Consider the following 17,107-nt stretch of genomic DNA (forward strand, 5'->3'; position numbering starts at 1 on the left):
CCTGGGGGCTTTACTTCGTTGAAGCTCCGGCCCTCTCCCCAACCCTCTCCCGCAAGCGGGAGAGGGAGCACACAGGCGGTGGTTCCTGACTCATGCGGTGCAAATAACCTGCCGGTTTGCTCCCCTCTCCCGCAAGCGGGAGAGGAGCCAGGGAGAGGGCCGGCGTGTGCCAAGCACGATGCCGCCAATTCAGCCGCCCAGCAGCCTCAGCGCCGTATACACCGCCATCCCCACCACGATCATCCCCACCATCTTCCGCGTCAGCAGGTAGAACAGCGTGGCCGCAATCCCCGCCATCAGCTTGTCGTTGGAGAACGCCACCGTGAAATGCCCCTGCCAGGTCATCAGGTCCGGCAGGATGATCGCCGCCAGCGCCGCGGCCGGTGCATAGCGCAGCGCCCGCGCGATGCGGTCGGGCACGGTGACATGCTCGCCGGCCATCAGGAACAGCGCGCGCGTGACGATGGTGACGACCGCCATGCCAAGGATGGCAATCCAGATTTCAAGATGGCTCATGCGCGGTCTCCCGGCGGCGTTTCCGGCGCGGCGGCGTTGGTGACCTCGGGGGCCTTGGGCTTGCGCCGACGGATGCCGCGCAGTGCCGCGCGCGCGGCCAGGTCGTCGCTGGCCATGCCGGCGGCAATCGCGCCCACCACTGCCACCACCAGGCTGAGACGGTACGGCAAATCGAAGCAAAGCAGCGCCAGCACCGCCGACACCACCACTGCCAGCAGCGTCGAGCGCGAGTTGATGGTGGCGATCATCACCGGGATCAGCGCCATGGTGCCGGCCAGCCCCAGGCCCCAGCTGTCGGGGAACAGACTGGCCAGCACGATGCCGATGATCGACGACAGCTGCCACATGCAGAAGTTGGTCAGCGCCATGCCCCAGAAGTAGCCTTCCTTGCCGGGCTCGTAGCCGGGCGTGCTGTACTTCTGCAGGAAGTAGACGAAGTGCAGGTCGCCGTTGAACGAGCCCAGGATGGTGCGCCGCCATAGCGGCATGTAGCTGAAGTGCGGCTGCATGCCGGCGCTGAAGATCACAAAGCGCAGGTTGACCACGGCCGCGGTCAGCCAGATGGTCCACAGCGGCAGGCCCGCGGCGAACAGCGGCAGCACGGCCAGCTGCGCCGAGCCGGCATAGACCAGCAGCGACATGCCGATGGCTTCGGGCACGGTCATTACGGATTTGCTCATCGCCACGCCGGTCACCAGGCCCCAGGAGAAGACCGCGGGCAGGGACGGGGCAAAGTAGCGCGCGCCGTCGATAAAGCCGGCGCGTTCGGCGGGTGCGAAGCGATGCCAGAGGCGCAACCACACCGGGGGTTGTCGGGAAGTCATGTCAGAGGGCGAGGGGGCAATGCAGGCCCGGGGCCGAGGGCCGGCCCGGAAGGCTGCCGCCGCAGGACGCGGCCGGCACCCTGGCATTATAGGGGCGGATCGGACGCTGGTAAGCGTCCGCTTAACAAAATGCGGCCGCGGCGTTGGCGCCAGGCCACGGCGCCGCGCCGCGGACTCAGGGTGCGCCGCGGTACACCCATTGCAGCAAGGCGTCGTGTGCTTCCAGCGCCTGCGCGGCATTGGGATGGTTGATCATGCTGACCACCACGTAGCGGCCGCCGTCGGCAGCATCCACATAGCCGGCCAGCGCGCGCACGTCGGCCAGCGTGCCGGTCTTCAGGTAGCCGTTGCCGGCCGCGTTGGCGCGCGTCAGGCGGTTGCGCAGCGTGCCGTCGACGCCCAGCACCGGCAGCGAATCGATCAGCACCGGCCCCACGTTGCTGGCCGCGGCCTGCTGCAGCAGGCGCGCCATGTCATAGGCGCTGATGCGTTCCTCGCGCGACAGGCCCGAGCCGTTGTCCAGCACCAGGCCGGGCATGTCCAGCCCCTGGCGCGCCAGCCAGCGCTGCACCACGCGGATCGAGCGCCCGGTGCTGGCCGGGCCGCCGCGGTCCATTTCTGCGCCGATGGTCAGGAACAGCTGGCGTGCCATCACGTTGTTCGAGAACTTGTTGATGTCGCGCACGATGTCTGCCAGCGGCAGGCCGTAGTGGCGCGCCAGCAGCACCGCGCCGCGCGGCACCTTGCCGCTGCGCAGCGCGGGCATATGGGCAAAGCGCCCGCCGGCGCGCTGCCATTCGGCGACGAAGCCGCCCCATGTGAACTCCGCATGCGACAGCGTGGCGATATTGAGCACGTGCTCGCCGCAGTCGCTGGCATAGTCGCCCGAGAACGACGCCAGCACGGTGCCGTCCGCCTGCGGCAGCACGCTCGGGCTGGCGCTGGACTGCCAGTCGCCGCAGCGGCCGTTGGTCAGCGTGAGCCGGTTGTCCAGCTTGAGCTGCGCCAGCTCGGGCGTGACGCTGACTGCCACGGTCTGGCTGGCCGGGTCCGGCGTCAGCGTGAATGACAGCGTCTTGAACGCATACAGCAGTGCATCGGGGCCGACGTTGTAGGCGCGCTGCACTTCGCCGTCGATGGTACCGTTGCCGTCCAGGCCATCGGCAAAGTAGCTGCGGTCCAGCACCAGGTCGCCGTTGATGCCGGTAGCGCCCCCGGCGCGCGCCTTCGCCACCAGCTTGGCCATTTCCTCGGGCACCAGCTTGGGATCGCCGTGGCCGCGCAGGTAGACGTTGCCGTTGACGGTGCCGTCGAAGCCGGGCTGGGCGTCGGCATAGAGCGAGGTCTGCCAGCGGTAGTCGGGCCCCAGCAGCTGCAGCCCGGCAAAGGTGGTGACCAGTTTCATGGTCGAGGCCGGGTTCATCGGCTGCTGCGCATTCCAGCTGGCGCGGGCGGTGCCCGCGCCCAGCCTGACCACGTAGAAGCTGGCGGCCGACGCCGGCACGCCGGCTCGGCGCAGTGCCGCGGCCACCGGGGCCGGCACGCCGGCGCTCACCAGTGCGGGATCGGCAGCGGTTTTTGCGGCGGTGGCGGCCTTCGCCGCTTTTGCCGCCTTGACCGTCTTGGCGGGCGCCTTGGCTTGCGCCGGGGTGGGCGCGGGACCGCCGGCCAGCAGCACGGCGGCAAGGATGGGCGAGAGCAGTGGCGACAGGCGGCGCAGCAGGGTGCCGGGTCGCGATGCAGTAGGCGCGGCGATTGTTCTTGGCATGGCGGCCATGTTAACGCATGGCCGCGGGCCGGCGGATGACAGTCTTGCCGACTGCCCTCAGCCGGCGCGCGGCGGCGCCAGCCGAGCCAGCAGCGACTTCAGCGTGGCCTGCTCGGCCTCGCTCAGCGCCGAGCCGACGTGCGCGTCGTGCGCCACCACCGCCTGCGTGGCGGCTTCCAGCGTGCGGCGGCCGGCTGCCGTCAGCACCAGGCTGTAGGCGCGGCGATCGCCGGCTGCCGGGCGGCGTGCCACCAGGTTCATCTCTTCCAGCGCGTCGACCAGCAGCACCGCCCCCGAGCGCGCGATGCCGAGGATCTGCGCCAGTTCGGTCAGCTTCAGGTGCGGGTTGCGCGAGATGATGATCAGCGCCGAAAAGCGCGGCGGCGTGATCTGCCATTGCGCCAGCGACAGCACGAAATCTTCATAGATGCGGATCTGCGCGCGGCGGATGGCGTAGCCGATCAGATTGTCGAGCACGCCATAGTCGATGTTCGGCACATGCGGGTCGAAACCGGCATCGGCACCGCCGCTTGCGGCCGGATCCGGCGCAAGCGGGTCTCGCGCCTTGCGCCGCGCGGACGCGGCGGTGGTGCTGCGCGGGCGCGGGGGTGCGGCGGGCGGTGTGCCGGATGCGTCGGGATTCATTTCAGCAGTTTCCAGTTGCCGTTGTCGATGGTCAGCATAACCCGCCCGCGCTGGTCGAAGCCATAGTGGTCTTGCCCACTGTAATTCAGCACGCCGTGCGAGACCACGATGTCGCGCTCGGTCTCCAGTGCCTGCCGCAGCGCCTGGCGGAATGCCGGCGTTCCCGGCCTGGCGTGCCTGAGCGCCACCGGCACGATGCGCTCCAGCACCAGCCCGGCGTCGTAGGCATGGGCGCCGAACTGCGTGCGGCTGTCGGCCCCGTATTGCTTCTCATAGCGGGTGACGTAGTCCAGCCCCGGCTTGCGCACCGGGTCGCCCGCGGGCAACTGCTCCGGCACGATCACCGGCCCGGCCGGCAGGATCGCGCCATTGACCATGCGCCCGCCGATGCGGATCAGGTCCTTGGTGGCCGCGCCATGGGTGTGGTAGATGGTGCCGCCGTAGCCGCGCTCGCGCAGCGTGGTGTGCGGCAGCGCGGCGCCGGTGCCGGCGCCGGCGATCAAAATGGCGTCGGGTTTGGCGGCAATCAGCTTGATGGCCTGCGCGGTCACGCTGGTATCGGCGCGGCCGTAGCGCTCGGTGGCGATCAGGCGGATGCCGTTGGCGCTGGCGGCGGCGGTGAAGTCCTTCAGCCAGGTCTCGCCGTAGGCATCGGCAAAGCCGATAAAGCCGATGGTCTTGACGCCGTTGGTCTTGGCGGTGGCGGCCACGGCATTGGCCATCAGCCGCACCGGCTGAGCCAGCCGGAAGGTCCAGCCACCGCGCCCGGGCTTGAGTTCGATCGGCGAGAACGCCAGCTGCACGGTCTGGGCCTCATCGGCCACCTCGGCAATGGCGATCGACGGCGCCACCGCGGACGAGCCCAGGATGATGTCGACCTTGTCCTCGGAGACAAAGCGGCGCGCCACCTTGGCGCCCTGGGTGGGGTCCGAGGCATCGTCCAGCACGATGTAGCGTACCGCCTCGCCGCCGACCTTCTGCGGCAGGTAGGCCAGCGAGTTCTTCTGCGGGATACCCAGCGACGCCGACGGGCCGGTGGTGGACAGGCTGACGCCGACGGTGATGTCGGCCAGCGCACTGCCGGCGCTGAAGGCGAGGGCCGCGGCCAGTGCGAGGCGGGCCAGCTTGGTGGTGGTCAGGGGCGCCATGGTGTCTCCTCTCTCGATGGTCTTGTTCTGCATTGTCAAACCTGCCGGATCCTACCGCTTGCCCTGCATCGACTGCCGGTCGAATCCCGCCAGCTGCTTGTACCGCAGCGAGATCGCCTCCAGTTCCGCGCGCGGGATCACCTGGTCGATGTCGGCAAAGCCCTGCGGCGCGCGTTCCTCGGCCAGCTGCATCACCTGCTCGGGCCCGTTCATGCGGTTGCGCAGCACGATTCCGGCGGTGCGCGGCAGGCGCTCGGCCTCGTATTCGCGCAGCCCGTAGCCGGTGTCGGGCGTGCCGAGCAGGCTGTCGAGCAGGTAGCGCGCGTCCAGGATCGCCTGGGCGCTGCCGTTCGAGCCGATCGGGTACATCGGGTGCGCGGCGTCGCCCAGCAGCGTGACGCGGTCGAAGGTCCAGCGCGGCAGCGGGTCCTTGTCGACCATCGGGAATTCGTAGATCGCCTCGGCACCGTCGATCAGCGCGGGGATGTCGATCCAGTCCCACCGCCAGTCGGCAAACGCGGCGCAGAACACGGATTTGTCGACCTGCTTGTTCCAGTCGCTGCGCGGTGGGGTGTCGGGCACGCTGTCGGGCACGCGCAGCTCGGCGATCCAGTTGACCAGCGAGCGGCCCTGGCGGCGCAGCGGTTCCGAGATCGGATAGGCCACGAACTTCTGGTCCTGGTGCCCGGCCATGAACATCGAGCAGCCGTCCAGGTAGGGCGACGCCTCGGTGACCGCACGCCACAGCAGGCGGCGCGAAAAGCGCGGCAGGTCGCCGGTGGGGTAGAAATGGCGGCGCACCGCCGAGTGGATGCCGTCGGCGCCGACCAGCACATCGGCGCTGGCCTCGACCTCGGCATTGTCGCTGCGGCGGCGCAGGCCAAAGCGCGCCTGTCCGCCCGCGCCGGTGTCCAGCACGGTCTCGAAGCTATGGCCGGTATGCACGGCGCCGGCGCCCAGGCGCTCCACCACGGTACGGTGCAACAGCATCTGGAATTCGCCGCGATGGATCGAGAATTGCGGCCAGTCGTAGCCGGCCGCCAGCCCGCGCGGCTCATGCCAGATGCGCTGGCCGCGCTTGTTGTAGTACGAGAGCGACGAGGTCTCGATGGCGATATCCGCCAGCGCGTCGCGCAGTCCCAGCTCGGACAGGATACGCACGGCGTGCGGCAGCAGGTTGATGCCCACGCCCAGCGGGCGCAGCGTTTCGCTGGCCTCCCAGACCTCGGCCTCGATGCCGTGGCGGTGGCATAGCAGCGCCAGCGTCAGTCCGCCGATGCCGCCACCGGCGATTGCGACTTTCATGGTGTCTCCCCCGCGTGCAGGATGCGCCGGTACGCAAGCGCGGGCGCGCTGCCTCCGGTCGAATTGGATTTGTTATGGAGTATAACAATTCGACCGGATGCGACAAGATGGGGAAGACCCCGGAGTGACGCCTCCGGGGTCGGGAAAAACCCGCGCTCAGCCGAGCGCGGCGCCTTCCGGCTTGGCTTGTGCCTGCAGTGAAGGCACCGGGAAGACGATGTCGTACAGCCAGTTGTACACCAGCGCGTAGACCATGTAGAAGCCGGCCACGGCGAGGTCCATGATGAGCGCATCGACCAGGCTGATGTCCAGGTACCAGGCCACCGACGGCAGGAACACCACCAGCAGGCCCAGCTCGAACAGCACGGCGTGCAGCACGCGCACCGGCACCGACTTGCGCAGCTGGCCGGTGAAACGCAGCATGCCCTTGTCGAACAGCACGTTGTACAGGTAGTTCCAGCCGGTGGCGATCAGCGAGGCGACCGCTCCGATCACGCCCATCTCGTGCAGTTCATAGCCGAAGGCCCAGCTGGCCAGCGGCGCGAAAATCAGCAGGCCGACCACCTCGAAGCCGACGGCGTGGCGAATCCGGTCCCAGGTCTTGCGCATCGTTGTTCTCCTTGCGTGTCAAACGCGATGGGAGCTAGTCTATCTGCTGGGTAGGGATTGCCAAGTTGGATACTATCTGTAAAACAGATAGATAAGCATGGAAAGTTATTTATGAGCCTCTCCATCGAGCAATTGCAGGCATTCGTCGCGGCGGCTGACACCGGTTCGTTCTCGGCCGCCGCGCGCCGGCTGGGCAAGGCGCAGTCGGTGGTCAGCGCGGCGGTGTCCAACCTGGAAATCGACGCCGGCAACGCGCTGTTCGACCGCTCCGCCCGTTACCCGGTACTGACCCCCGCGGGCGAGCGGCTGCTGGCCGAGGCGCGCGTGATCCTGGAGCGCTGCGAGCACTTCCGCGGCGTGGCCAAGAGCCTGGGCGAGGGCGTGGAGACGCGGCTGGTGCTGGCGGTGGACGAGCTCTATCCGGAAGAGACGCTGGGCATGCTGCTGGAAGAGTTCTCCAGCCGCTTCCCGGCGGTGGAGCTTGAGTTGCTGTTTCCGCTGATGGAGGACGTCAGCCGGCTGGTCCTGGAGGGCGGCGCCGACCTCGGCATCATGTGGCGGCAGGAGGTGCTGCCACCGGCGCTGGGCTTCCATGCGCTGGGCTGGGTGCCGATGCAGATCCTGTGCGCGCCCGAGCATCCGCTGGCCGGCCAGCGTGTGGACTGGGAGGAACTGAAGCGCTATCGCCAGCTGATGGTCGCCACCCGCTCAGACAGCGAAGAGAAGATGCGCCTGCGCGTGGCCGCGGACGTGTGGTGGGTGGAAAGCCAGTGGGTGATCGTGGAGCTGGTCAAGCGCGGGCTGGGCTGGGCCTTCGTGCCGTGGCACGTGGTGGCCAATTCGCCGGCCGCGGCGCGGCTGGTGACGCCGCCGCTGGCATTTCAGCAGCAGGACTGGCCGGTGGCGATGGAGCTGGTCTGGCACAAGCAGCGGCCGCTGGGCAAGGCTGCCACCTGGCTGCGCGAGCGCATCTGCCAACAGCCGCTGCCGCGCGCGCCTGCGGCTAGCGCTGGCTGACGGCCTGGTTCGAACCGGCCTGTGCCGGCGCAGCCTCCGCACCGGGCGCATGCCAGCCGCCGCCCAGCGCCTTGATCAGTACCACCGCCGCCGTGTACTGGCGGCCGGCGATCGACAGCGCGGTGCGCTCGGCGGTATAGGCGCTGGTCTGCGCCGTCAGCACGTCGAGCAGGCCAGCGGTGCCGGCGCGGTAGCGGTTGTTCACCAGCACCAGCGCCTCGCGCGCCGAGCGCAGCGCGTCGTTCTGCACCACCGCTTCCTGTTCCAGCAGCCGTTGCGCGGCGAGGTTGTCCTCGACTTCCTGGAACGCGCCCAGCACGGTCTGGCGGTAGTTGGCCACGGTCTGGTCGTAGGCCGCCACCGCCTGCGCCTTGGCCGCGCTGCGCAGCCCGCCGTCGAACAGCGTGCCGGCCAGGCCGCCGCCGATCGACCAGATCCGGTCCGGCAGCGACATCCAGCGCGCCAGCGTGCTGGCGGTCAGGCCGCCGCTGGCCGACAGCGACAGGGTCGGATAGTAGGCCGCCTGCGCCACGCCGATCTGCGCATTGGCCGAGGCCATGCGGCGCTCGGCCGCGCCGATGTCTGGGCGGCGTTCCAGCAGTTGCGACGGCACCGCGGCCGGCACGCGTGGCGGCGCGGTGCGGAAGTCGTCGGCGGCCAGCGTCAGCGCCGCGGGCGGCTTGCCTACCAGCACCGCGATGGCGTGCTCCAGCTGCGCGCGCGTGATCTGGATGTCGATCTGCTGCGCCTGCGCGCTCTTGAGCTGGGTCTCGGACTGCAGCACGTCCGAGCGCTGCGCGGTGCCCGCCGCATACTGGTTCTGCACCAGCTGCAGCGACTTCTGGTAGTCGGCCACGGTGCGGTCCAGCAGGGCCTTCTGCGCATCGGCCACGCGCAGCAGGAAGTAGCTCTGCGCCAGCGTTGCCTGCGTCGACAGCAGCGTCGAGGCCAGGTCGGCCTGGCTGGCTTGCGCGCTGGCCTCGCTGCTTTCCACCTGGCGCCGCACGCGGCCCCAGACGTCGATTTCCCAGGTTGCGCCCAGGGTCGCGCTCTGCCCGTTGAGCGTGCTGCCGCTGGCGCCGCGCGCGCGCGAGGCGCCGGCCTGTGCGTCGACGGTCGGGAAGAAGCCGGCGCGCGCGGCCTGCAGCGACGCCACCGCCTGGCGGTACTGCGCCTCGGCGGCCTTGATGTTCTGGTTCGAGATCTGCACCTCGGACATCAGCGCGTCGAGCTGCGCATCGCCGAACACGGTCCACCAGTCGGCGCGTGCCAGCGCATCCTGCGGCTCGGCGGGCTTCCAGTCGCCGGTCCAGGCGGGGGTGGCGGCATCGGCTTCCTTGAAGGATGCGGAAACCGGCGCGTCGGGGCGCTGGTAGTCGGGGCCGACGGCGCAGCCGGCCAGCAGCAGCGCGCAGGCCAGCGACACCGGCAGGGCATGGGTCAGGAGGCGGGAAAGAACTGTCATGTCGAGTCTTCGCAAATCTAGACGGCGGCCGGCTGGTCAGGCGTGCCGGCACCACGGCGGCGCTGGCGCCAGGCCTTGACCTTCAGGCGCCAGCGGTCCAGCGTCAGGTAGACCACCGGCGTGGTGTACAGCGTCAGCAGCTGGCTTACCACCAGTCCGCCGACAATGGAGATGCCCAGCGGCGCGCGCAGTTCGGCGCCGTCGCCGCGGCCGATTGCCAGCGGCACCGCGCCCAGCAGCGCGGCCATGGTGGTCATCAGGATCGGGCGGAAGCGCAGCAGGCAGGCGCGGTAGATCGCGTCGCGCGGCGACAGGCCATCGCGCCGTTCGGCATCGATGGCGAAGTCGATCATCATGATCGCGTTCTTTTTCACGATGCCGATCAGCAGGATCACGCCGATCAGCGCGATGATGCTGAAGTCGGTCTTCGATGCCAGCAGCGCCAGCAGCGCGCCCACGCCGGCGGAGGGCAGCGTCGACAGGATCGTCAGCGGATGCACATAGCTTTCATACAGCACGCCCAGCACGATGTAGATCGTGATCAGCGCCGCCAGGATCAGGATCGGCTGACTCTTGAGCGAATCCTGGAACGCCTTGGCGCCGCCCTGGAAGTTGGCGCGCAGCGTCTCCGGCACGCCGATGCGCGCCATCTCGCGCGTGATCGCGTCGGTCGCCTGCGACAGCGAAGTGCCCTCGGCCAGGTTGAACGAGATCGTCGAGGCCGCGAACTGGCCCTGGTGGTTCACGCCCAGCGGCGTGCTGGACGGGGTCACGCGCGCGAACGCCGCCAGCGGCACGCGGTTGCCGTTGCCGGTGACCACGTAGATGTCCTTGAGCGCATCGGGCCCTTGCAGGTATTCCTGGCTCAGCTCCATCACCACGCGGTACTGGTTCAGCGGATGGTAGATGGTGGACACCAGCCGCTGGCCGAAGGCATCGTTGAGCACCGCATCCACCTGCTGCGCGGTCACGCCCAGGCGCGAGGCCGCGTCGCGGTCGATGATCACCGAGGTCTGCAGGCCCTTGTCGTTGGTATCGGTGTCGATATCCTCCAGCCCCTTCAGGTTCGACAACGCGGCGCGCACCTTGGGCTCCCACGCGCGCAGCACTTCCAGGTCGTCCGACTGCAGCGTGAACTGGTACTGCGAGCTGCTCTGCCGCCCGCCGATGCGGATATCCTGCACCGACTGCAGGAACAGGCTCGCGCCCGGCTCCTTGGACAGCTTGCCGCGCAGCCGCGCGATGATGGCGTCGGCCGATTCGTTGCGCTCCGACAGCGGCTTGAGCGTGACGAACATCTGCCCGGTATTGCGCTGGGAACCGCCGGTAAAGCCGGTCACGTTGACCACGGCGGGGTCGGACTGGACGATCTTGATGAAATTGTCGAGCTTGCCGCGCATGGCCTGGAACGAGGTGGCCTGGTCGGCGCGGATAAAGCCGATCAGCCGGCCCGTGTCCTGCTGTGGGAAGAAGCCCTTGGGAACGATCACGTACAGGTACACGTTGAGTGCGATGGTGGCGATCAGCACCAGCCACACCAGCGGACTCAGGCGCAGCGCCGTGGACAGCGAGCGCGCATAGCCGTCGTGCAGCCACTGGAACATGCGCTCGGTGGCGCGGAAGAAGCGGCCCTGCTTCTCCGGCTCGGGCGGGCGCAGCATCCGTGCGCACATCATCGGCGTGGTGGTCAGCGACACCACCAGCGACACCAGGATCGCCACCGACAGCGTGATCGCGAATTCCTGGAACAGCCGGCCGACGATGCCGCCCATCATCAGCAGCGGGATGAATACCGCGATCAGCGACAGGCTCATCGACAGCACCGTGAAACCCACTTCGCGCGCCCCGCGCAGTGCCGCGGCAAGCGGCTTCATGCCTTCCTCGATATGGCGCGAGATGTTCTCCAGCACCACGATGGCATCGTCGACCACAAAGCCGGTGGCGATGGTCAGCGCCATCAGCGACAGGTTGTTCAGCGAGAACCCGGCCAGGTACATCACCGAGAACGTGCCGATCAGCGACACCGGCACCGCCACGCTGGGGATAAGGGTGGCGCGCACATTGCGCAGGAACACGAACACCACCATGATCACCAGCGCCACCGAGATCATCAGCGTGTTCTCGACCTCGCGCAGCGAGGCGCGGATGGTGGGCGTGCGGTCCATCATCACGTCCATCGAGATTGCCGCGGGGATCATCTTTTGCAGCTGCGGCAGCATCTCGTTGACGCGGTCGACGGTCTCGATGATGTTGGCGCCGGGCGAGCGGTTCAGCACCAGCAGCACCGACGGCTTGCCGTTGGCCGAGCCGGCGTTGCGGATGTCCTGCACCGAGTCGACCACATTGGCCACGTCGCGCAGCCGCACCGGCACCGCGAACGAGTTGGGGCCGCTGGTGGCACTGGTGCCTCCGGTGGCGCCGCTGGTGATGGTGGTGGTGCCGCTGCTGGTGGTCAGCGTGGTCACGGTCACGCCGTTGACCACCTTGGTGCTGACGCCGCCGCTGGCGGCGGCGTTGGCGGTGCTGGCAATCAGCGCGCCCGCCGACGTCGACGAGAAGGTTCCCGGCGTGGCAAAGCGGATGATCAGCGGCATGTAGTCTTCCGCCTTCATCGCCTGGTCGTTGGCGTAGACCTGCCAGTTGCTGGCGGCGTTCTCCAGCGTGCCCAGCGGCCGGTTGGCGTTGGTCGCGCTGATGGTGTTGCGCACATCCTCCAGCGAGATGCCGTAGTTGTTCAGCGCGGTCGGGTTCAGCTCGACCCGCACGGCCGGCAGCGAGGCCCCGCCGATGGTGACCTGGCCCACGCCATCGACCTGCGACAGCTTCTGCGCGAGGATGGTCGAGGCTGCGTCGTACAGCTGCCCGCGCGTCATGGTCGGCGAGGTCAGCGCGATGATCATGATCGGCGCATCGGCCGGGTTGACCTTGCGGTAGGTCGGGTTGTTGGGCAGGCTGGTCGGCAGTGTCGCGCGCGAGGCGTTGATGGCCGCCTGCACGTCGCGCGCGGCGCCGTCGATATTGCGCGACAGGTCGAACTGCAGCGTCACGCGGGTGGAGCCGAGCGAACTGCTCGAAGTGATCTCGGTCACGCCGGCAATGGTGCCGAGCGCGCGCTCGAGCGGCGTCGCCACGGTGGCGGCCATCGTTTCAGGACTCGCGCCTGGCAGCGACGCCGATACCGAGATGGTCGGGAAGTCCACCTGCGGCAGCGGCGACACCGGCAGCAGCCGCAGCGCGGCCAGCCCCGCCAGCAGGATGCCGAGCGTCAGCAGCGCGGTCGCGACGGGGCGGTGGATGAAGGCAGCCGAGAGATTCATCGTTACACCGGCTCCTCGCCCGTGCCGCCTTCCTCCGGATCACCGAAGCGCCGCTTGCGCCAGCCTTTCACGCGCGTGGCCACGCGGTCGAACGCCAGGTAGATCACCGGCGTGGTGAACAGCGTCAGCACCTGGCTGACCAGCAGGCCGCCCACCATGGTCACGCCCAGCGGCCGGCGCAGTTCGCTGCCGATGCCGGAACCCAGCATCAGCGGCAGCGCCGCCAGCAGGGCCGCCATGGTGGTCATCAGGATCGGGCGGAAACGCAGCAGGCAGGCCTGGAAGATCGCATCGCGTGGTTTCATGCCGCCCTCGCGCTCTGCCTCGAGCGCGAAGTCGATCATCATGATCGCGTTCTTCTTGACGATGCCGATCAGCAGGATGATGCCGATGATCGCAATGATGCCCAGGTCCTGCCCCGCCAACAGCAGCGCCAGCAGCGCGCCGACGCCCGCCGATGGCAGCGTCGACAGGATCGTGACCGGGTGGATGGTGCTTTCATACAGCACGCCCAGCACGATATACATCGTCACCACCGCGGCCAGGATGAGCCACAGCGTGTTCGACAGCGACGCGCGGAAGGCCAGCGCGGCGCCCTGGAAGCTGGTCTGCATCGAGATCGGCAGGCCCAGCTCCTGCTCGACCCTGGTGATCTTGTCGACCGCGGCGCCCAGCGATTCGCCCGGCGCCAGGTTGAACGAGATCGTCGCCGCCGGGAACTGGCCCTGGTGGTTGATCACCAGCGGGCCGGTGCGTTCGGTGATGCGCGCGAACGCGCCCAGCGGCACCTGGCCGCCGGAAGAGGAGGGCAGGCGCAGGTCGGCCAGCGACTGCGGATTCTTGCGGAATTCCGGCATGGTCTCCAGCACCACGCGGTACTGGCTCGACTGCGTGAAGATGGTCGACACCAGCCGCTGGCCGAAGGCGCTGTACAGCGCGCTGTCGATCACCGCGGTGGTGATGCCGAAGCGCGCGGCGGCGTCGCGGTCGATATCGACATAGGCGCGCAGGCCGTTGTTCTGCTGGTCGCTGGTGACGTCGCGCAGCTCGGGTTCCTGGCGCAGGCGTTCCACCAGCTTCGGCACCCACGCGGCCAGCGTGGCGGGATCGGGGTCCTCGACGGTGAACTGGTACTGCGTGCGCGAGACCTTGTCCTCGATGGTCAGGTCCTGCACCGGCTGCGTGTACAGCGACACGCTGCCCAGTTCGTGCACGGCCTGCTGCAGGCGCTGCGTGACCACGTCGATGGGGTCGCGCTCGCCCTTGGGCTTGAGGTTGATCAGCATGCGCCCGGCGTTGAGCGTGGTGTTGGTGCCATCCACGCCGATGAACGACGACAGGCTTGCCACTGCCGGGTCCTGCATCACCACCTTGGCCACGGCCTGCTGCCGGCGCGCCATGGCGTCGAACGAGGTGGTCTGGGCGGCCTCGGTGATGCCCTGGATCACGCCGGTGTCCTGCACCGGGAAGAAGCCCTTTGGCACCAGCAGATACAGCAGTCCGGTCAGCACCAGCGTGGCCACGGCCACGACCAGCGTCGCTTTCTGACGATCGAGCACCCACTCCAGCGCACGGCCGTAGCGCTCGATCACGTTGTCGAAGAAGCGGCCGCTGGCGCGGTGAAAGCGCGACAGCTTCTCTTCCGGCACATGGTGCAGCAGGCGCGCGCACATCATCGGCGTGAGCGTCAGCGATACCACTGCCGAGATCAGGATCGACACCGCCAGCGTGATCGCGAATTCCCGGAACAGGCGCCCGACCACGTCGCCCATGAACAGCAGCGGGATCAGCACCGCCACCAGCGAGAAGGTCAGCGAGATGATGGTGAAGCCGATTTGTTTCGAGCCCTTGAGCGCCGCCGCCATCGGCGAATCGCCCTTCTCGATGTAGCGCATGATGTTCTCGATCATCACGATCGCATCATCGACCACGAAGCCGGTGGCTATCGTCAGTGCCATCAGCGTCAGGTTGTTGATCGAGAAGCCGGCCAGGTACATCACGCCGAAGGTGCCCACCAGCGACAGCGGCACCGCCACGCCCGGGATGATGGTGGCCGGTATATTGCGCAGGAACAGGAAGATCACCAGCACCACCAGCGCGATCGCCAGCAGCAGCTCGAACTGCACGTCCTCGACCGAGGCGCGGATGGTGGTGGTGCGGTCGGTCAGCAGCTGCACGTGGACCGAGGCCGGCAGCGCATTCTGCAGTTGCGGCAGCAGCGCCTTGATGCGGTCCACCACTTCGATCACGTTGGCACCGGGCTGGCGCTGGATATTCAGCACGATCGCGGGCTTGTCGTTGGCCCAGGCGGCCAGGCGGCTGTTCTCGGGGCCGTCGACGATCTCGGCCACGTCGGTGATGCGGATCGGCGCGCCGTTCCTGTAGCCCAGGATGATCTGGCGGTATTCGTCGGCCGAGCGCAGCTGGTCGTTGGCGTCGATGGTGGAGGCGCGCGCGGGGCCGTCGAAGCTGCCCTTGGCGCCGTTGACGTTGGATGCGCCAATGGCGGTGCGCAGGTCGTCGATCGACATGCCCAGCGAAGCCAGCGCGGCCGGGTTGGCCTGGATGCGCACCGCGGGGCGCTGGCCGCCGCTGATGGTGACCAGGCCCACGCCCTGGATCTGCGAGATCTTCTGTGCCACGCGCGTGTCGACCATGTCCTGCAGCCTGGGCAGCGGCATGGTGTCCGAGGTCATGGCGATGGTCATGATCGGCGCGTCGGCCGGGTTGACCTTGCTGTAGACCGGCGGCATCGGCAGGTCGGATGGCAGCAGGTTGCTGCCGGCGTTGATGGCGGCCTGCACCTCCTGCTCGGCCACGTCCAGCGGCAGCGTCAGCTCGAACTGCAGCGTGATCACCGAAGCGCCGCCCGACGAGGACGACGACATCTGCTTCAGGCCCGGCATCTGGCCGAACTGCCGCTCCAGCGGCGCGGTCACCGACGAGGTCATCACGTCCGGGCTGGCGCCAGGATAGAGCGTAGTGACCTGGATGGTCGGGTAGTCGACCTCGGGCAGCGCCGACAGCGGCAGCAGCCGGTACGCCACCAGCCCGGACAGCAAGATGGCCAGCATCAGCAGCGCCGTGGCGACCGGGCGCTCGATGAAGAGGCGTGAGGGGTTCATGCGCTGTCCTTACTGCTGCGCGCCGCCGGCGGGCGGGGCGCTGGCGCCGGCCTGGCGGTGGCGGCGATGTTCGCCGGCCGCGCCGGGGGCCGCGGCCCCGCTGGCGTCGGCGTGCGCGCCGCTGGCACCGCCGCCGTCCCGGTTGCGGCGGCCGCGCCCGCGCGGCTGGCTGGCCGGCACCACCGCGGCGGCGCGCGCGGCCGGGTCGACGGCCTCCACCGTCATGCCTTCCTTGAGGCGGTCGGCGCCGTCCACCACCACGCGCTGGCCGGGCTCCAGGCCCTTGAGCACGGCATTGCGGCTGCCGTCGCCCGGGCCCAGCGTGACCACCTGCACCTTGACCTTGCTGCTGTCATCCACGGTGTAGACGAAGGTACCCTGCTGGCCGCGCTGGATCGCCGCCACGGGGATCACGGTGGCGTCCCTGAGCGTATCGACGCGCGTGCGCACGTTGACGAACTGGTTGGGGAATAGCATGCCGTCGGCGTTGGGGAAGACCGCCTTGAGCTTGACCGTGCCGGTGGTGGTGTCGATCTGGTTGTCGGTGGTCAGCAGCGTACCTTCGCCGAGCTGGTTGCGCACCTGGCGGTCCCACGCCTGCACCGGAAGTTCTTCGCCGGCGTTGAGCTTCTTCAGCACCGAGGGCAGGTTGTCCTCGGGGATGGTGTACATCACGGCGATGGGCTGGATCTGCGTGATCAGCGCGATGCCGTTGGTGTCGCTGGTATTGACGATATTGCCGGGGTCGACCTGGCGCAGGCCGATGCGGCCCGACACCGGCGCGACGATCCTGGTATAGCCCAGCTGCAGGCGCGCGTTGGCGACATTGCCCTGGTCGGTCTTGACCACGCCCTCGTACTGGCGCACCAGCGCGTCCTGGGTATCGACCTGCTGCTTGGAGATCGAGTCCTGGCCCAGCAGGGTGCGGTAGCGCTGCTGGTCGAGCCTGGCGTTCTGCAGCAGTGCCTGGTCGCGCGCGAGCTGGCCCACGGCCTGGTCCAGCGCCGCCTGGAACGGGCGCGGGTCGATCTCGGCCAGCACGTCGCCGGCCTTGACCATCTGGCCTTCCTTGAACAGCACCTTGAGCAGCGGGCCGGACACCTGCGCGCGCACGGTGACGTTGGACACCGGGGTCACGTTGCCCAGGCCGTTGAGCACCACATCCATATCGCGCTTGGCCACGGTGGCGACCACCACGGGCGAGCGCGGCATGCCGGGGCCGCCGGCGCCACCCCGCGCGCCCGGGCCGCTGGCGCCCCGCTGCGCGCCTGCAGCCCCGGCCGTCTCCTGCGGCGCCTGGCCGCGATGGGCGTACCAGTACCAGGCGCCCCCCGCGAGCAGCAGCACCAGCACGCCGGCGGTCAGCCG

Annotated in this window: 12 protein-coding genes; 1 reads left to right on the forward strand and 11 read right to left on the reverse strand. The window is 68.7% G+C overall.

Going from position 1 to position 17,107, the window contains the following annotated elements:
- Positions 1-189: 189 nt before the first annotated feature.
- From AC3WQZ_RS33620 to AC3WQZ_RS33650, 7 genes are all read right to left on the reverse strand, one after another.
- The gene (locus AC3WQZ_RS33620) at positions 190-516 is read right to left on the reverse strand and encodes an AzlD domain-containing protein (protein ID WP_011614584.1); all 327 of its coding nucleotides are present in this window, start codon (positions 514-516) and stop codon (positions 190-192) included.
- On the reverse strand, positions 513-1,340 hold the full coding sequence (locus AC3WQZ_RS33625; RefSeq protein ID WP_041687155.1) for an AzlC family ABC transporter permease: 828 nt from the start codon (positions 1,338-1,340) through the stop codon (positions 513-515). The genes AC3WQZ_RS33620 and AC3WQZ_RS33625 overlap by 4 nt, the downstream gene beginning before the upstream one ends.
- A 175-nt stretch (positions 1,341-1,515) precedes the next feature.
- Complete coding sequence (dacB, locus tag AC3WQZ_RS33630; protein WP_439668554.1) at positions 1,516-3,117, reverse strand: D-alanyl-D-alanine carboxypeptidase/D-alanyl-D-alanine endopeptidase; 1,602 nt, start codon at positions 3,115-3,117, stop codon at positions 1,516-1,518.
- Between the two features lie 48 nt (positions 3,118-3,165).
- Positions 3,166-3,753 carry a MarR family winged helix-turn-helix transcriptional regulator gene (locus AC3WQZ_RS33635; RefSeq protein WP_010812189.1) on the reverse strand — a complete coding sequence of 196 codons (588 nt, stop codon included), beginning with the start codon at positions 3,751-3,753 and terminating at the stop codon, positions 3,166-3,168.
- Positions 3,750-4,901, reverse strand: a complete 1,152-nt coding sequence (locus AC3WQZ_RS33640; protein WP_454749319.1) for an ABC transporter substrate-binding protein — start codon at positions 4,899-4,901, stop codon at positions 3,750-3,752. Before AC3WQZ_RS33640 ends, AC3WQZ_RS33635 begins: the two co-directional genes overlap by 4 nt.
- 51 nt (positions 4,902-4,952) lie before the next feature.
- Positions 4,953-6,206 carry a flavin-dependent oxidoreductase gene (locus tag AC3WQZ_RS33645; protein WP_492302006.1) on the reverse strand — a complete coding sequence of 418 codons (1,254 nt, stop codon included), beginning with the start codon at positions 6,204-6,206 and terminating at the stop codon, positions 4,953-4,955.
- A 156-nt stretch (positions 6,207-6,362) separates the two neighbouring features.
- Entirely contained in the window at positions 6,363-6,815 is a 453-nt protein-coding gene (locus tag AC3WQZ_RS33650) for a PACE efflux transporter (RefSeq protein ID WP_010812186.1), read from the reverse strand.
- A 111-nt stretch (positions 6,816-6,926) separates the two neighbouring features.
- Here AC3WQZ_RS33650 and AC3WQZ_RS33655 point away from each other — a divergent pair, with 111 nt between their 5' ends.
- Positions 6,927-7,832: a LysR family transcriptional regulator gene (locus AC3WQZ_RS33655; protein WP_010812185.1), complete on the forward strand. Its 906-nt coding sequence runs from the start codon at positions 6,927-6,929 to the stop codon at positions 7,830-7,832.
- Here AC3WQZ_RS33655 and AC3WQZ_RS33660 read toward each other — a convergent pair.
- The 4 genes from AC3WQZ_RS33660 to AC3WQZ_RS33675 form a co-directional block, all read right to left on the reverse strand.
- Positions 7,819-9,297: an efflux transporter outer membrane subunit gene (locus AC3WQZ_RS33660; protein WP_439668555.1), complete on the reverse strand. Its 1,479-nt coding sequence runs from the start codon at positions 9,295-9,297 to the stop codon at positions 7,819-7,821. The two genes, AC3WQZ_RS33655 and AC3WQZ_RS33660, sit on opposite strands and share 14 nt — an antisense overlap.
- 17 nt (positions 9,298-9,314) lie before the next feature.
- Positions 9,315-12,614, reverse strand: a complete 3,300-nt coding sequence (locus tag AC3WQZ_RS33665) for an efflux RND transporter permease subunit (RefSeq protein WP_454749315.1) — start codon at positions 12,612-12,614, stop codon at positions 9,315-9,317.
- A 2-nt stretch (positions 12,615-12,616) separates the two neighbouring features.
- On the reverse strand, positions 12,617-15,739 hold the full coding sequence (locus AC3WQZ_RS33670; RefSeq protein ID WP_492302007.1) for an MdtB/MuxB family multidrug efflux RND transporter permease subunit: 3,123 nt from the start codon (positions 15,737-15,739) through the stop codon (positions 12,617-12,619).
- A 9-nt stretch (positions 15,740-15,748) separates the two neighbouring features.
- A partial coding sequence (locus tag AC3WQZ_RS33675; RefSeq protein WP_492302009.1) for an MdtA/MuxA family multidrug efflux RND transporter periplasmic adaptor subunit occupies positions 15,749-17,107 on the reverse strand: 1,359 nt, incomplete at its 5' end.

This window comes from Cupriavidus sp. FW305-26 (assembly GCF_058787975.1).

Bases quoted from the DNA above. Each gene is read 5' to 3' on its own strand.
- AC3WQZ_RS33670 (WP_492302007.1), bottom strand. From the start codon at position 15,739: ATGAACCCCTCACGCCTCTTCATCGAGCGCCCGGTCGCCACGGCGCTG.
- AC3WQZ_RS33620 (WP_011614584.1), bottom strand. From the start codon at position 516: ATGAGCCATCTTGAAATCTGGATTGCCATCCTTGGCATGGCGGTCGTC.
- AC3WQZ_RS33655 (WP_010812185.1), top strand. From the start codon at position 6,927: ATGAGCCTCTCCATCGAGCAATTGCAGGCATTCGTCGCGGCGGCTGAC.
- AC3WQZ_RS33665 (WP_454749315.1), bottom strand. From the start codon at position 12,614: ATGAATCTCTCGGCTGCCTTCATCCACCGCCCCGTCGCGACCGCGCTG.
- AC3WQZ_RS33645 (WP_492302006.1), bottom strand. From the start codon at position 6,206: ATGAAAGTCGCAATCGCCGGTGGCGGCATCGGCGGACTGACGCTGGCG.
- AC3WQZ_RS33650 (WP_010812186.1), bottom strand. From the start codon at position 6,815: ATGCGCAAGACCTGGGACCGGATTCGCCACGCCGTCGGCTTCGAGGTG.
- AC3WQZ_RS33640 (WP_454749319.1), bottom strand. From the start codon at position 4,901: ATGGCGCCCCTGACCACCACCAAGCTGGCCCGCCTCGCACTGGCCGCG.
- AC3WQZ_RS33635 (WP_010812189.1), bottom strand. From the start codon at position 3,753: ATGAATCCCGACGCATCCGGCACACCGCCCGCCGCACCCCCGCGCCCG.
- AC3WQZ_RS33660 (WP_439668555.1), bottom strand. From the start codon at position 9,297: ATGACAGTTCTTTCCCGCCTCCTGACCCATGCCCTGCCGGTGTCGCTG.
- dacB (WP_439668554.1), bottom strand. From the start codon at position 3,117: ATGGCCGCCATGCCAAGAACAATCGCCGCGCCTACTGCATCGCGACCC.
- AC3WQZ_RS33625 (WP_041687155.1), bottom strand. From the start codon at position 1,340: ATGACTTCCCGACAACCCCCGGTGTGGTTGCGCCTCTGGCATCGCTTC.